The organism is Limnohabitans sp. JirII-29 (assembly GCF_003063395.1).
Taxonomy (GTDB): Bacteria; Pseudomonadota; Gammaproteobacteria; order Burkholderiales; family Burkholderiaceae_C; genus Limnohabitans.
Genome location: NZ_NESB01000001.1, coordinates 65,117 through 79,666, shown reverse-complemented (window position 1 = coordinate 79,666; position 14,550 = coordinate 65,117). Strand labels below are relative to the sequence as shown.

14 protein-coding genes are annotated in these 14,550 nt (G+C 57.3%); 8 read left to right on the top strand and 6 right to left on the bottom strand.

Annotation, left to right across the window (positions count from 1 at the left end):
- Window positions 1-28 precede the first annotated feature (28 nt).
- From B9Z39_RS00380 to B9Z39_RS00370, 3 genes are read left to right on the top strand one after another with little or no spacing between them, the layout of a single operon-like run.
- Complete coding sequence (locus B9Z39_RS00380; RefSeq protein ID WP_100147093.1) at window positions 29-568, top strand: TRAP transporter small permease subunit; 540 nt, start codon at window positions 29-31, stop codon at window positions 566-568.
- A 13-nt stretch (window positions 569-581) separates the two neighbouring features.
- Complete coding sequence (locus tag B9Z39_RS00375) at window positions 582-2,102, top strand: TRAP transporter large permease subunit (RefSeq protein WP_100147019.1); 1,521 nt, start codon at window positions 582-584, stop codon at window positions 2,100-2,102.
- Window positions 2,103-2,162: 60 nt separating this feature from the next.
- Window positions 2,163-2,690 (top strand): hypothetical protein, encoded by a 528-nt coding sequence (locus B9Z39_RS00370; protein ID WP_108300352.1) that lies wholly within the window; start codon window positions 2,163-2,165, stop codon window positions 2,688-2,690.
- Between the two features lie 68 nt (window positions 2,691-2,758).
- Here B9Z39_RS00370 and B9Z39_RS00365 read toward each other — a convergent pair whose 3' ends face one another.
- From B9Z39_RS00365 to B9Z39_RS00350, 4 genes are all read right to left on the bottom strand, one after another.
- The gene (locus tag B9Z39_RS00365; protein WP_100147021.1) at window positions 2,759-3,838 is read right to left on the bottom strand and encodes a TRAP transporter substrate-binding protein; all 1,080 of its coding nucleotides are present in this window, start codon (window positions 3,836-3,838) and stop codon (window positions 2,759-2,761) included.
- Window positions 3,839-4,015: 177 nt separating this feature from the next.
- Window positions 4,016-5,863, bottom strand: coding sequence for a 1-deoxy-D-xylulose-5-phosphate synthase (gene dxs, locus B9Z39_RS00360; protein WP_108300351.1), 1,848 nt, complete (start codon window positions 5,861-5,863; stop codon window positions 4,016-4,018).
- A gap of 5 nt (window positions 5,864-5,868) precedes the next feature.
- Window positions 5,869-6,792: a polyprenyl synthetase family protein gene (locus tag B9Z39_RS00355; protein ID WP_108300609.1), complete on the bottom strand. Its 924-nt coding sequence runs from the start codon at window positions 6,790-6,792 to the stop codon at window positions 5,869-5,871.
- A gap of 5 nt (window positions 6,793-6,797) precedes the next feature.
- Window positions 6,798-7,040: an exodeoxyribonuclease VII small subunit gene (locus B9Z39_RS00350; protein WP_100147023.1), complete on the bottom strand. Its 243-nt coding sequence runs from the start codon at window positions 7,038-7,040 to the stop codon at window positions 6,798-6,800.
- A 169-nt stretch (window positions 7,041-7,209) separates the two neighbouring features.
- Between B9Z39_RS00350 and B9Z39_RS00345 the strand changes: the two genes are divergently transcribed.
- The 3 genes from B9Z39_RS00345 to B9Z39_RS00335 are packed head-to-tail and all read left to right on the top strand — an operon-like array spanning window position 7,210 to window position 10,118.
- Entirely contained in the window at window positions 7,210-8,340 is a 1,131-nt protein-coding gene (locus B9Z39_RS00345; protein WP_108300350.1) for an aromatic ring-hydroxylating dioxygenase subunit alpha, read from the top strand.
- A gap of 5 nt (window positions 8,341-8,345) precedes the next feature.
- On the top strand, window positions 8,346-9,242 hold the full coding sequence (locus B9Z39_RS00340) for a DMT family transporter (protein ID WP_108300349.1): 897 nt from the start codon (window positions 8,346-8,348) through the stop codon (window positions 9,240-9,242).
- A gap of 18 nt (window positions 9,243-9,260) precedes the next feature.
- Entirely contained in the window at window positions 9,261-10,118 is an 858-nt protein-coding gene (locus B9Z39_RS00335) for a sulfurtransferase (protein WP_100147026.1), read from the top strand.
- Window positions 10,119-10,176: 58 nt separating this feature from the next.
- Here B9Z39_RS00335 and B9Z39_RS00330 read toward each other — a convergent pair whose 3' ends face one another.
- On the bottom strand, window positions 10,177-11,040 hold the full coding sequence (locus tag B9Z39_RS00330; protein ID WP_108300348.1) for a ZIP family metal transporter: 864 nt from the start codon (window positions 11,038-11,040) through the stop codon (window positions 10,177-10,179).
- Window positions 11,041-11,142: 102 nt separating this feature from the next.
- Here B9Z39_RS00330 and B9Z39_RS00325 point away from each other — a divergent pair, with 102 nt between their 5' ends.
- Together B9Z39_RS00325 and B9Z39_RS00320 are read left to right on the top strand one after the other, a co-directional pair.
- Window positions 11,143-11,451 (top strand): type II toxin-antitoxin system RelE/ParE family toxin, encoded by a 309-nt coding sequence (locus tag B9Z39_RS00325; protein WP_369823320.1) that lies wholly within the window; start codon window positions 11,143-11,145, stop codon window positions 11,449-11,451.
- Window positions 11,435-11,725, top strand: coding sequence for an addiction module antidote protein (locus B9Z39_RS00320; protein WP_100147028.1), 291 nt, complete (start codon window positions 11,435-11,437; stop codon window positions 11,723-11,725). Before B9Z39_RS00325 ends, B9Z39_RS00320 begins: the two co-directional genes overlap by 17 nt.
- Window positions 11,726-11,738: 13 nt before the next feature.
- On the opposite strand, the gene polA is transcribed toward B9Z39_RS00320, so the two are convergent.
- Window positions 11,739-14,543, bottom strand: coding sequence for a DNA polymerase I (gene polA / locus B9Z39_RS00315; RefSeq protein WP_108300347.1), 2,805 nt, complete (start codon window positions 14,541-14,543; stop codon window positions 11,739-11,741).
- Between the last annotated feature and the right edge of the window lie 7 nt (window positions 14,544-14,550).

Below are 14,550 nucleotides of genomic sequence, written 5' to 3'. Positions count from 1 at the left end.
GCCGGTTGGCAAAAAATGGAGACACAACGTGTCAAAACTTCTTAAATTTGCATTGGGTGTTGACAAGACGAGTCAACAGTTTGGGCATGTGGCCGCATTCACCGTGCTGGCAGCAGCCTTGATTTCTGCGGGCAATGCGTTCATTCGTTATGGCTTTGATGTCAGCTCCAATGGCTGGCTCGAAATTCAGTGGTATCTGTTTGCAGCCACGGTGATGTTGGGTGCACCTTTGGTGCTCAAGCTCAACGAGCATGTGCGCGTTGACATTTTTTACGGCCAGCTCAAAGGCAAGGGTCCGGTCTACATCGACCTGTTGGGTTTGGTTGTGTTCTTGTTGCCTGTCATGGTGACCTTGACCTACCTGAGCTTTCCCTTGTTTTTGAAAATGTTGGTCACCAACGAGATGTCCAGCAACGCTGGGGGCCTGATCCGCTGGCCCGCCATGTTGTTGCTGCCGTTGGGCTTTGCGTGGATGTTCCTGCAAGGTGTGAGTGAAATCATCAAGCGCGTGGCTTACTTGCAAGGCAAGTTTGAAATGGACACGCACTACGAAAAGCCGGTGCAATAAAGGACACACGATCATGCAAATGGAAAACTTCGCACCCATCATGTTTGTGGGCCTTGTGCTCACCATGTTGATTGGCTTCCCGGTCGCTTTCTCGCTGTCCTTTCTAGGTCTGGCCTGCGGCTTTTTCGCCATCAGCATGGACTGGTTTCCCGCCAGCTTTATGGCCAATCTGCCCTTGAACATTTTTGGCATTCTCAGCAACGACTTGCTGCTGGCCATTCCGTTCTTCACCTTCATGGGGGCCATTCTTGAGAAATGCGGCCTGGCCGAAGACATGCTCGACTCCATGGGTCAGCTCTTTGGCCCCGTCAAAGGCGGCCTGGGCTACTCGGTGATCATCGTGGGCTTCATTTTGGGCGCCATCACCGGCACTGTGGCGGGTCAAGTGATTGCCATGGCCTTGATCTCCTTGCCCGTGATGATTCGCTACGGCTACAACATGCGTTACGCCACCGGCGTGCTGGCGGCCTCGGGCACCATCACACAATTGGTCCCGCCTTCGCTGGTGTTGGTGGTGATGGCTGACCAACTGGGCCGCTCAGTAGGCGACATGTACAAAGGGGCTTGGGGCCCGTCGCTGATGCAAGTGGGCATCTTCGCGCTCTACACCTTTGGCTTGGGACTGCTCAAACCCGAGTACGTGCCCGGCGTGCCCAAAGAAGCACGCACCTTGAACGGTTGGGCGCTGTGGGCCAAGTGCTTGCGCGGCATCATTCCTTCCGCGTTCTTGATTTTTGCCGTGTTGGGCTCGATGGGCGGACTGCCTGGCATCAACACTGCCATCGCCACCCCCACCGAAGCAGGGGCCATGGGCTGCGTGGGTGCCTTGGTCTTGGCGGCCATGCACAAGCGCTTGGACAAAGACCTGATTTGGGAAGCCATGCACAGCACCATGCGCCTGACGGCGATGGTGGTGTTCATCCTGATCGGCTCACGCGTATTCTCAATGGTGTTCCAAGGCGTCGATGGTGCGAAATGGGTGGAGCATTTGCTGTCGGGCTTGCCCGGCGGTCAAGTGGGCTTTTTGGTGGTGGTGAACGTGTTCATCTTCTTCCTGGCCTTCTTCCTCGACTTCTTTGAAATCGCCTTCATCATCTTGCCCATGCTCGGGCCCGTGGCCGAAAAAATGGGCATCGACATGGTGTGGTTCGGCGTGCTGTTGTGCGTGAACATGCAAACCAGCTTCATGCACCCGCCGTTTGGTTTTGCGCTGTTCTACCTGCGCGGCATTGCCGACACCTTGTTCAAAGAAGGTCGCATTGAAAAACCCGTGCGCTCGAACGACATTTACATGGGTGCCATTCCTTGGGTGATCATGCAATTGATCTTGGTCGTGATCGTGATCTTTGTGCCTGAAACCGTCACCATGTTCTTGGACAAAGAAGAAAAGGTGGACCTCGACAAAGTGGTGATCGACATGCCTTCTGAACAAGAAGTGCCAGAAGCCGAACTCAAGCTCGATGGCAGCAAGCCGTCGGCTGCGGAAAATGCTGCCGATGAGCAGAAAAAGATCGACGACTTGTTCAAAAAATAAATCGTCTCCCTCTCTCCAGCCCCTCCGGTCCAACCGTGAGGGGCTTTTTCTTGGTAACCCATGAACCACGACACTCACTCGCCTGCCTCTGTTGAGCCGCAGACCAAACCAGGCATCGCGCCTTTCCACTTTCAACCGCACCCCGAGGTGCTGGAGGGGGCCGCGTTTTCACGCAGCTTTCAAACCCTCACCGGGTTGATCGTGTTGGGCTCTGCCTATTGGCTATTGAGCTTGTGGCAACAAGGCAAATTTGGCGGTGACACAGGCGTGGCTGGGTTGAAAGCCGCTGGCTGGTTCATCGTGGCGTGGGCCTTGCTGGCCTGGACCGCGTGGCATGTGCTGCAAAGCCGTGTCCGCATCGATGCGCAGGGCATTCATCAAACCTGGATCTGGGACAAACACATGGCGTTTGATGACTTGGCATTTGCCAAGCTGATTCGCATTCGTGGCTTGGAATGGTTCATGGCGCCACGCTTGTACGTACGCACCTTGGTGGGCAAGTTCGCCGTGTTCTATGTGACAGACGTCACGGTCTTGGCTGAGTGCGAGCGCCTGTCTGCGGAACTCAAAGCATTTCGCCAGATGTGAAGTTCAACACCCACGCATAAAAAAACCGCGCCCGAGAGCGCGGTTTTTTTGGTCAGCTAAAAGGCTGGTTACAGCTTTTGTGCTTGCATGAATGCGTCAAAACGCGCTTCAGTGAAACGGAACCACAGGTTCTGATCGCCACGGAATTTGGAATAGTCTGTGTAGACCTTCTTCCAGTTTTCGTTCTTGGCAGACAGCTCTTCGTAGAAGGCCATGGCTTCTTTGAAGCTGGCTGCCATCACGTCTTTGGGGAACTCGCGCAGCTTGGTGCCAGAGCCCACCAATTGCTTCAAGGCGCCAGGGTTGCGTGCATCGTACTTGGCTTGCATGTCCGTGTGGGCTTGTGCCGCAGCAGCTTCCACAATGGCTTTGTACTCAGGGCTCAAAGCATTGAAGGCTTTGTCGTTGATGAAGAAGTCAAGCTCAGGGCCGCCTTCCCAGAAACCTGGGTAGTAGTAGAACGGTGCCACTTTGCTGAAGCCCAGCTTCAAGTCGTCATAAGGGCCAATCCACTCGGCAGAGTCGATGGTGCCTTTTTCCAGGGCGGGGTAAATGTCTCCGCCTGGAATGTTTTGGGGCACCACGCCCAAGCGCTCGAGCACTTTGCCGCCAAAGCCACCGATACGGAATTTCAAACCTTTCAGGTCTGCCACCGATTTGATTTCCTTGCGGAACCAACCACCCATTTGAGCGCCCGTGTTGCCGCCAGGAAAGTTGACGATGTTGTACTTGGCGTAGAACTCGCGCATCAGCTTCAAGCCGTTGCCTTCGTACATCCAGGCGGTCATTTGACGGCTGTTCAGGCCGAAAGGAATGGCACAACCCAAGGCAAAGGTTTCGTCCTTACCGAAGAAATAGTAAGGGGCTGTGTGCGCCATTTCGATGGAGCCTTGTTGCACACCATCCACCACACCAAAGGCAGGCATGATTTCGCCAGCAGCGTGCACCGAGATTTCAAACTTGCCGCCTGACATGTTTTTGACGGCACGGGCAAACGTGTCGGCAGCACCATGGATGGTGTCCAGCGACTTGGGAAAGCTCGAAGCCAAACGCCAACGGATGGCGGCTTGTGCATGCACTGCGGGAGCAGCACCGGCTGCCAAAATACCTGCAATACCTGCGTTTTTAATAACGGAACGACGGTCCATGAAGACTCCCTTGAGTTGTTACAACAGATCCTGAACAGGCTTCGCTTCTGAGAGGCTCGCCTAAAGGATGGGGCATTGTATGCAGTCGCTCGCGCGACTTCGTGCGGGTTTCTACCAGAGACAGATGGCGTTGAAAAAAACTTCACGCCACGTGAAAAGGCATCAAGCCGCAGTCCGTCATTTTCCAAATCGCTGGGTGATGGAGGCTTGGATACCGGCAGCATCCAAGCCCAGTTCAACCAGCAACTTCACTGGGTCTCCATGCTCTGTGAAGACGTCAGCCACGCCCAATGTCAGCACGGGCTTGAGGAGTTGCAACTGCTGCAAAGCCTCCAACACGGCAGAGCCTGCGCCGCCCATCAGTGCACCCTCTTCCACTGTGACCAAGGCCTCATGGTTGGCTGCGATTTGCGCCAATAAATCAATATCCAACGGCTTGGCCCAACGCATGTTGACCACCGTGGCGTTCAGTGCTTCTCCTGCTTGCAAGGCGGGGTATAGCAAAGTGCCAAAGGCCAAGATGGCAATGCGTTGCCCCTGACGTCGAACTTCAGCTTTGCCAAAAGGCAGTGCATTCAAACCAGCTTGCACAGGCACACCGGCCCCGGCGCCGCGCGGGTAGCGCACGGCCACGCAGTGGTCTTGCTGGTAAGCGGTGGTGAGCAACTGACGGCATTCGTTTTCGTCAGCCGGACACGCGATGCTCACGTTGGGAATACAACGCAAAAATGCAATGTCGTACAAACCTGCATGGGTCGGACCGTCAGCGCCCACAATGCCCGCACGATCCAGCGCCAGCACCATGGGCAACTTTTGCAAGGCCACGTCATGGATCAACTGGTCGTAGGCACGCTGTAAAAAGGTGGAGTAAATCGCCACCACCGGCTTGACGCCTTCACAGGCCAAACCGGCCGCAAAAGTCAGGGCGTGTTGTTCGGCAATGCCCACGTCGTAATAGCGATCGGGAAAGCGCTGATGAAACGCCACCATGCCCGAGCCTTCGCGCATGGCCGGTGTGATGCCCACCAGCAGCGGGTCTTGTTCGGCCATGTCACACAACCACTGACCAAACACCTGCGTGAAGGTGGTTTTGCCGGGTGTGGCAGGTGCGGTCAAGCCCACAGCAGGATCAAACTTGCCGGGGCCGTGGTAGGCGACGGGGTCGGCCTCAGCCAAGTCATAGCCTTGGCCTTTTTTGGTGACCACGTGCAAGAACTGCGGGCCTTCCAAGTGTTTGATGTTTTCCAGCGTGGGGATCAAAGAGTCCAAGTCATGGCCATCGATGGGGCCGATGTAGTTGAAACCAAATTTTTCAAACAAGGTGGCAGGCACCACCATGCCTTTGGCATGCTCTTCAAAACGTTTGGCCAACTCAAACAGCGGCGGCGCACCTTTGAGCACTTGCTTGCCCACTTCTTTGGCTGCGGCATAAAAACGCCCGCTCATGAGTTGCGCCAAGTAGCGGTTGAGTGCGCCCACAGGCGGGCTGATGGACATGTCGTTGTCGTTCAAGATGACTAACAAGCGCGCATTGCTCACGCCCGCATTGTTGAGCGCTTCAAAGGCCATGCCCGCCGTCATGGCACCGTCGCCGATGACGGCAATGGCGTGGCGTTGCTCACCTTTTTGCTGCGAGGCCAACGCCATACCCAGTGCAGCAGAAATGCTGGTGGAAGAATGCGCCGTGCCAAAGGCGTCGTACACGCTTTCATCTCGCTTAGGAAAACCGCTCAAACCATGACGTTGACGCAAAGAGGCCATCTGCTCGCGACGACCCGTCAAAATTTTGTGCGGATAGGTTTGGTGACCCACGTCCCACACCACGCGGTCATCGGGCGTGTTGAACACGTAGTGCAACGCCACCGTCAACTCCACCGTGCCCAAGTTGGAGCTCAAGTGCCCACCGGTTTTGGCCACGCTGTGCAACAGATAACTGCGCAACTCATCGGCCAGCGTGCCCAATTGCTGACGCGGCAAAGCCCGTAAATCGGCGGGAGAGTTGATGGTGGACAACAAAGAAGACATAGGGGTCAGGTATTCCGGTTCACCACCCGCTGAGCGAGTGCCGCCAGCGCTTGGGTGTGGGTCAATTGGCTGGCAGTCAAGGCGGTCAAGGCCTCGTCGAGCAAGGCATTGGCGTAGGCTTGTGCGCGCGCCAACCCCAGCAGTGAGACATAGGTGGGTTTGTCATTGGCAGCATCTTTGCCAGCAGTTTTGCCCAAGGTGGCCGAGTCGGCGGTGACATCCAAGATGTCGTCCACCACCTGAAAGGCCAGGCCCAAGGCCTGACCGTAACGCTGCAAACCTTGAATAGCCTCGACGCTGGGACGCCCACAAGCCGCCCCCATCAGCACGCTGGCTTCCAGCAACGCACCGGTTTTCAGGCGGTGCATCTGGCGCAACTGGTCTTCATTCAAACTCAAGCCCACGCTGGCCAGGTCAATGGCTTGGCCACCGGCCATGCCAGCGTGCCCTGCCGCACGTGCCAGCAAACGGCACAAACGGGCTTGCACAGCGTCGTCAATGGTCAAGGACTCAGGCGTGAGCAACTCAAACGCCAAGGCTTGCAAAGCGTCCCCCGCCAACAGCGCCTGGGCTTCGCCAAACTGGACGTGCACCGTGGGTTTGCCACGACGCAACACGTCGTTGTCCATGCAGGGCATGTCGTCGTGCACCAAGGAATACGCATGAATCAGTTCAACCGCACATGCCGCGCGCAAGGCCGCCTCGTCCAACCCCAAGTGGGGCTCATCGTTTGCCACGGCTTGACGTGCAGCCAACACCAGCAAGGGGCGCAAACGTTTGCCACCATCCAACACGGCGTAGCGCATGGCTTCGCCCAAACCCGCCGGGGCTTGGGGGCTGATCCACAGCGACAAGGCTTGCTCCACACGAGTCAGCGCTTGGTCACTCCAGGCATCTAAATCGAAGGCGTTGTTTGTAGAGATGCGCATGGTGCTCAAGTCGCCGTCCAAGGTTTCATGACCCCGTTGTCCAACACCTGTATTTGCTGCTCGACAGCATCAAGTTGGGCGCGACAGTAAGCCAAAAGTTCAGCGCCACGCTGGTAACCCGACAACAACTCGGCCAGCGGCATTTGCCCGGACTCCATGTGTTGGACCAAGCTCTCCAGCTCTTTCAAAGCCGCTTCGTAGCTGGCAGGCGCAGTGTCTGCACGGGTGGTAGGGGTTGCCTTGGGCATGCGGTACGGGCTTTCTAATGTGAGAAAGGTCAAAGAGCTGTGTATTTTAGGCGGCTCTCTGAGAGGGCCTGCCCCCGAAAGGTACAATGGTGCTTCTCTAATCAGCCTATGGGCTGATTTATTTTTGTCATACCACCTCCCTGTGGGGAGTCTTTAGGTCAGGTCCCCCATGTCTGATTTAAGTCTTCAACTGCAGCAGGCATCTAGCCAACTACCAGTTACCAGTTACTTCGATGAAGCGCTGTTTCAGCGTGAACTGGAGACCATCTTTCAGCTCGGGCCCCGTTATGTGGGCCATCAATTGGCTGTGCCCGAATTGGGCGACTACTACGCGCTTCCGCACGAAGGCGAAGGGCGTGCTTTGGTGCGCTCACAGCAAGGCATCGAGCTCATCTCGAACGTCTGCCGTCACCGCCAAGCTGTCATGCTCAAAGGCCGTGGCTCACTCAACACACAAGGCGTGGGCGCAGCCGGTGGCAACATCGTGTGCCCTCTGCACCGCTGGACCTATTCGCCCTCTGGCCAATTGTTGGGGGCCCCGCACTTCTCCCACGATCCGTGCCTGAACCTCAACAACTACAAACTGCGGGAGTGGAATGGCCTGCTGTTTGAAGACAACGGTTTAGACATCGAAGCGGACCTGGCCCACATGGGGCCACGCGCTGCGCTGGACTTCACAGGCTTTGCGCTGGACCGCGTGGAATTGCACGAGTGCAACTACAACTGGAAAACTTTCATTGAGGTGTATCTAGAGGACTACCACGTGGGGCCCTTCCACCCAGGACTGGGCCAGTTTGTCACCTGCGATGACCTGAGCTGGGAATTCAAAGACAACTACTCGGTGCAAACCGTGGGTGTGTCCAGCGGTTTTGGCAAGCCCGGTTCGCCCACCTACCAAAAGTGGCATGACGTGCTGCTGAAATATCGCAACGGTCAGCTGCCCGAGCAAGGCGCCATTTGGCTCACCTACTACCCGCACATCATGGTGGAGTGGTATCCCCACGTGCTGACCGTGTCCACACTGCACCCGATCAGCCCCAGCAAGACGCTGAACATGGTGGAGTTTTACTACCCCGAAGAGATCGTCGCTTTTGAGCGCGAATTTGTGGAAGCACAACAAGCCGCGTACATGGAAACGTGCATTGAAGACGACGAAATTGCAGAGCGCATGGACGCAGGTCGCAAGGCCTTGATGCAACGCGGCGACAACGAAGTAGGCCCCTACCAAAGCCCCATGGAAGACGGTATGCAGCACTTCCACGAGTGGTACCGCGGCAAGCTGAACTTCACCACCGCGTAACGTCCATGCAGGCCCTGTGGATGCTGCTGGGCGCAGCCTTCTTCGCCACCATGGGCGTGTGTGTGAAGTTTGCATCCGCCTATTTCAGCCCGGCTGAACTGGTGTTCTACCGTGGCTTGGTCGGCATCGTGTTTTTGGCTGTCATTGCCAAGCAACAAGGCATCTCGTTGCGCACGCGTTATCCGGGCATGCATGTGTGGCGCTCGGCGGTGGGCGTGTTGTCGCTGGGGTCTTGGTTTTATGCCATTGCTCACCTGCCCTTGGCCACGGCCATGACCCTCAATTACATGAGTGGTGTGTGGGTGGCGGCCTTTTTGGTGGGCGGGGCCTTGCTCAACTGGAACCCCCAAGATGGACAAAGCGCATGGTCACAAGGCCCGCTGGCCGTCACCGTGCTGACCGGTTTTGCCGGGGTGGTGATGATGCTGCGCCCCACCATCGACCAAAACCAAATCTTTGCCGGCCTCATCGGTTTGATGTCTGGCTTTGTCGCCGCATTTGCCTTCATGCAAGTCATGGCGTTGGGCCGTGTGGGTGAACCGGAAACACGCACCGTGTTTTACTTTGCCATCGGAACTGCGGTGGCGGGCGGCGGCGTGATGGTGTTTGATGGCGTCTCTGCCTGGGACTGGCAACATGCTGTGTGGCTGCTGCCTGTTGGTGTGTTTGCGTCACTGGGTCAACTGTGCTTGACACGCGCTTACAGCCAGGGCGCAACCCTGGTGGTTGCCAATTTGCAATACTCGGGCATTGTGTTTGCGGCACTCTACAGCTTGCTGCTGTTTGGTGACGACATTCCGCTCATGGGCTGGGCTGGCATGGCCTTGATCGTGGCCAGTGGCATGGTGGCCACCTTGCTACGTGCCCGCGCAGCGCCCAACGCACCCGCAGAAGAACACTGAAACCATCCAGGAGACACCATGTACACCACCCTCATCAGCGTGACCCAGTTGCAAACCTTGCAGTCGCAGCATGCGCCCGTGATGGTGATCGACTGCACTTGCGATTTGATGCAACCCGCCGTAGGACCGCAACAGTTTCAAGAGCAGCACATTGCGGGTGCGTTGTACGCCGACCTGAATGACAACCTGAGTGCCAAAGACGCTGCCCACGCGGTCAACGGTGGACGCCACCCCTTACCCAAACGTGAAGTATTTGCCCAATGGTTACAAAGCATTGGCTTGACCAACGACATGCAAGTGGTGGTGTATGACCGCAACGGCATGAACTACTGTGGCCGTTTGTGGTGGATGCTCAAATGGTGTGGGCACGACGCCGTGGCGGTGCTTGATGGCGGCTGGCAAGCTTGGCTAGCTGCGGGCGGTGCCACCGCGTCAGGCGTCGCGCCCACCCCCACACCGTCTCACTTCGCCTTGCATGCGCCGTTGGTGACCTTGGTCGACACCCCCACCGTGGCAAGTCGACTGGATGTGCCGCAACAAACCTTGATCGACGCCCGAGGCGCCCCGCGTTACCGTGGCGAGGTCGAACCCATCGACCCCGTGGCAGGCCACATTCCAGGTGCGCTGAACCGGCCCTTCAACAGCAACCTGGACGAACAAGGTTTTTTCAAAAAACCTGAGGTGTTGCGCGCAGAATTTGTGGCTCTGTTGGATGGGCGCACGCCCCTAGGTGTGGTGCACCACTGCGGCAGCGGTGTGAGCGCAGTGCCCAATGTGTTGGCCATGGAAGTGGCAGGGTTGGGTGGCAGCGGCTTGTATGCCGGGAGCTGGAGCGAGTGGTGCACCACCCCTGGCTTGCCCGTGGCCAGGGGCTAAGCCACTGAGTGGCAGCGCGGGGTCGGCCACAACCCGATCGAAGGCGCGGCCTGCGCGATCAGTGCTGTGCCAACTCGCCCAGCAAGGCCACCAAGCCCATGCCTAAAAACAACCACGCCACTTGCGCGGCAGTTTGCGCAGGGCTCAGGCGCTTTTGCAATTGCGGAATCAAGTCGGCCAGCGCCACATAGATGAAGCTGCTGGCAGCCACCACCAAAAAGTACGGCAGGTACTCGTGCATGGCCCCCACCAGCAAATAGCCCACCAGACCGCCAATGGCCGTCACACCACCGGCCAGTGAGAGTTTGAACAAGGCCGCACGCGGTGTGGCCAAGGTTTGGCGCAACACCACCAAGTCCCCCACATGGTGGGGCACCTCGTGGGCCATCACGGCCACCGCAGACGCCAAGCCCAAACGCCAATCGGCCACAAAAGCAGCCGCAATCAAAATGCCGTCGCCAAACGCATGCACGCTGTCGCCCAACAACACCGCCCACCCACCGCCGTGTGCGTGGTGATGGCCATGGTCGTGCGTTGCACCGGCATGTGCTGCATGTGCATGTGGATGAACATGGCCATGGTGTGCGTCGTGGGGGTCATGGCTGTGGACTTCTGCTTGTGACTCAGCTTGGTGGTGTTCATGTCCGTGGTGCCACAACTCGGCCTTGTCGAGCAGAAAGAAAAACACCAAGCCCACCAGCAACACCGCAAACAAGGCCTGTGCCGACACGCCTGCCGACACCGACTGCTCGAACGCCTCGGGCAACAAGCGCATGAAAGCCGTGGCCAGCAAAGCGCCCGCCGCCAAGCTCAACAAGTGTTGGGTGAAACGAGAAAGCAAGGCATAGGCTAGCAAAGCGGCCAGCCACACACTGCCCATGCCAGCGACCAAAGTGCCGACCAGAATAGAAAGCAACGTCATGGGTGAATCATAGGGACTTTGTAAGTCGCACCCTCAGCACCCATGGAACTGTCTTTTTAGAGTTCTTCACGAACACACAAGCCAAAGACAAGGAGTATCCAAGTGGATACAATTTACCAAATTTCACAAACACCTCAATTTGTGAAATGGCTCAAAGATATTCGAGCAAAAGCTGCGATTGTGTTGAGACTCAAGAGCATCGAAGCAGGTAACTTGGGCGATTTCAAGCAACTCGAAAACAGCGTGGCTGAATTACGCTTTCACATCGGACCGGGGTATCGGGTTTATTTCTCACGACGCAACCAAAAGTTAATTTTGCTTTTGGCAGGCGGCGATAAATCGACCCAAGCGAAAGACATTGCACGCGCACTCAAACTGGCAAAGGAATACGTCGATGAGCAAGACCATTGAATTTGATGCTGCAAGCTATCTTGACAGCGAGGACATGATTGCCCAATACCTTAACCTTGCCTTTGAAAGCGGCGATACCGACTTGCTGCTTTTGGCCATTGGAGACATTGCCAAGGCACGTGGGATGACGCAAGTCGCAATTGATTCAGGCTTGGGACGCGAAAGTCTCTACAAAGCTTTGAGGGCTGGCTCAAAACCACGCTTTGACACCATGCTGAAAGTCATGCATGCATTAGGGGTACGTATTCAGGCCTATTCAGTTGAAACGCAATAGCAAGCAATTGTTTCTAATGCGCCTCGTCCCAATTGCGACCCACGCCCACTTCCGCCAGCAAGGGCACTTTGAGCTGTGCCACCTCGGCCATCAGGCGTGGTACTTCGGTCTTGAGCCAATCCACTTCTGACTCGGGCACTTCAAACACCAGTTCATCGTGCACTTGCATGATCACTTTGATCGAACGGTGTTGCGCGTCCAGCACCTGTTGCACCTTGACCATGCTGAGCTTGATCAGGTCTGCCGCCGTGCCTTGCATGGGCGCGTTGATGGCCGCCCGCTCTGCCCCCGCGCGGCGCGGGCCATTGGGACTGTTGATTTCAGGCAGATACAAGCGACGGCCAAAAACGGTCTCCACATAACCCTGTGCTTTGGCCTGCGCGCGGGTGTCGTCCATGTAGCGTTTGACACCGGCAAAGCGCTCAAAGTAGCGGGTGATGTAGTTTTTGGCAGCGGTGTTGTCGATGCCCAGTGCCTTGGCCAAGCCAAAGGCGCTCATGCCGTAGATCAAACCAAAGTTGATGACTTTGGCATAGCGACGCTGTTCGGTGCTCACCTGGTCCACCGCCACACCAAACACCTCGGCAGCCGTGGCACGGTGCACATCCAAGCCGTCATGGAAAGCTTTGACCAAGGCCTCGTCGTCGCTCAAATGCGCCATGATGCGCAGCTCGATTTGGCTGTAGTCAGCACTGGCAATCACGCTGCCAGCAGGGGCCACAAAGGCTTCGCGCACTTTGCGACCTTCTGCGGTGCGGATGGGGATGTTCTGCAAATTGGGGTCGTTGCTGGACAAACGTCCCGTCACCGCCACCGCTTGTGCGTAATGGGTGTGCACGCGCCCGGTACGCGGCAGCGCCATCTGCGCCAGCTTGTCGGTGTAGGTGCCTTTGAGCTTGCTCAAGGAGCGGTGCTCCAAAATCTTGGCAGGCAATGGGTAGTCTTCGGCCAGTTTTTCCAGCACTTCTTCGTCGGTACTGCGCGCCCCAGTGGCGGTTTTTTTGACGACGGGCAAACCGAGCTTGTCAAAAAAGATTTCGCCCAACTGCTTGGGGCTGGCCAAGTTGAACGGTTGCCCAGCAATCTCATAGGCCTCAGCTTCAAGTTGCACAATGCGCTGGCCCAAAGCATGGCTTTGCGCCGCCAAGGTGGGCCCGTCGATCAACACACCGTTGCGTTCAATGCGGTAGAGCGCTTCGCTGCTGGCAATTTCCAGCTCGTAGACAAAGCGCAGCTTGTCGTCGGCTTGCAAACGCGGCCACAGGGCTTGGTGCACCTCCAGCGTCATGTCCGAGTCTTCGCACGAGTACTCGGTGGCAGGTGCCACATCCACTTGGGAAAACGGAATTTGGTGTGCGCCCTTGCCGCACAGGTCTTCGTAACTCAAGCCTTTGCGGCCCACATGGCGTTCGGCCAAACTGGCCAAGCCATGCGGCTTGTGCACTTCCAGCACATAGCTTTGCAGCATGGTGTCGTGCACATAGCCTTGCACCTCGATGCCGTGGTTGGCCATGACGTGGCGGTCGTACTTGATGTGCTGGCCCAGCTTTTTGGCGTCGGGGTTTTCAAACCAGGGTTTGAGTTTGGCCAGCACTTCGTTGAGGGGCAACTGCGTGGGTGCATCCCCATAGCTGTGCGCCAGTGGGATGTAACAGGCGGCACCGGGCTGCACAGAAAAGCTCAAGCCCACCACCTCGGCGCGCATGGCGTCGAGCGAGGTGGTTTCGGTGTCGAACGCCACCAACTCAGCGGCTTGAATTTTGGTCAACCAGGCATCAAACAACTCCCAGCTGAGCACGCAGTCATAGGACTTGGTGGTGACTTGCGAAGGCGTGGGCGCTGGCTCGTCAAACAAACCCAAATTGCCACCCGGCGACTGATCGCCTGCGCCTGAGCTGTGTGTGTCTGCCGCACTTGCCCAAGGGCTGGCAAGTGCCTCCCCCATTGCACGCGCCAGGCCTTTGAAGCCATAGGTTTCGTAAAAGGTTTTGAGCGCAGGCTTGTCAGGCTCAGCCAAATGCAGGGCGTCCAGCGCCGGCAAGCCCGGCACATGGTCTGACAAATCGCAATCAGTTTTCATGGTTACCAACTGGCGACCCGTGACCAGCCATTCGCGGGCCTGGCGCAAGTTCTCCCCGGCCACCCCTTTGATGGCATCGGCGTTTTGCAGCAAGGCGTCGAGCGAGCCGTATTCCATCAGCCACTTGGCGGCTGTTTTGGGGCCGACCTTGGGCACGCCGGGCACGTTGTCCACGGTGTCGCCCACCAAGGTTTGAAAGTCGATCATCAAACTCGGCGGCACGCCGAACTCGGCGGTCACGCCCGCCACGTCGCGTTTTTTGCCGTTCATGGTGTCCATGATGGTGATGTGTTCGTTCACCAATTGGCTCAGATCTTTGTCACCACTGGAGACCACGACCGTCATGCCCTGCTGAGCAGCCGTCACCGCCAAGGTGGCGATCACGTCATCGGCCTCCACACCCGGCACATCCAGCACGGTCCAGCCCAGCATGCGCACCATCTGATGGATGGGCTCAATTTGGCTGCGCAAGTCGTCGGGCATGGGCGAGCGGTGGGCTTTGTACTCGGGGTACATGGCATCGCGAAAGGTCGGGCCCTTGGCATCAAACACACAGGCGGCCCATTGGGTGGGCACTTCTTTGCGCAAGGCCTGCATCATGTTGATCATGCCGCGAATGGCGCCGGTGGCGGCACTGGTGGGATCACCCGGCACGGCACGCAGGTCGGGCATGGCATGGAAAGCACGGTAGAGGTAGCTGGAACCGTCTACCAGCAGCAAGGTCTTGTTTTCTGACATGCCGCGA

Coding starts and splice junctions, on each gene's coding strand:
- B9Z39_RS00375 (WP_100147019.1), top strand. CDS start 582: ATGCAAATGGAAAACTTCGCACCCATCATGTTTGTGGGCCTTGTGCTC.
- B9Z39_RS00370 (WP_108300352.1), top strand. CDS start 2,163: ATGAACCACGACACTCACTCGCCTGCCTCTGTTGAGCCGCAGACCAAA.
- B9Z39_RS00365 (WP_100147021.1), bottom strand. CDS start 3,838: ATGGACCGTCGTTCCGTTATTAAAAACGCAGGTATTGCAGGTATTTTG.
- dxs (WP_108300351.1), bottom strand. CDS start 5,863: ATGTCTTCTTTGTTGTCCACCATCAACTCTCCCGCCGATTTACGGGCT.
- B9Z39_RS00355 (WP_108300609.1), bottom strand. CDS start 6,792: ATGCGCATCTCTACAAACAACGCCTTCGATTTAGATGCCTGGAGTGAC.
- B9Z39_RS00350 (WP_100147023.1), bottom strand. CDS start 7,040: ATGCCCAAGGCAACCCCTACCACCCGTGCAGACACTGCGCCTGCCAGC.
- B9Z39_RS00345 (WP_108300350.1), top strand. CDS start 7,210: ATGTCTGATTTAAGTCTTCAACTGCAGCAGGCATCTAGCCAACTACCA.
- B9Z39_RS00340 (WP_108300349.1), top strand. CDS start 8,346: ATGCAGGCCCTGTGGATGCTGCTGGGCGCAGCCTTCTTCGCCACCATG.
- B9Z39_RS00335 (WP_100147026.1), top strand. CDS start 9,261: ATGTACACCACCCTCATCAGCGTGACCCAGTTGCAAACCTTGCAGTCG.
- B9Z39_RS00330 (WP_108300348.1), bottom strand. CDS start 11,040: ATGACGTTGCTTTCTATTCTGGTCGGCACTTTGGTCGCTGGCATGGGC.
- B9Z39_RS00320 (WP_100147028.1), top strand. CDS start 11,435: ATGAGCAAGACCATTGAATTTGATGCTGCAAGCTATCTTGACAGCGAG.
- polA (WP_108300347.1), bottom strand. CDS start 14,543: ATGTCAGAAAACAAGACCTTGCTGCTGGTAGACGGTTCCAGCTACCTC.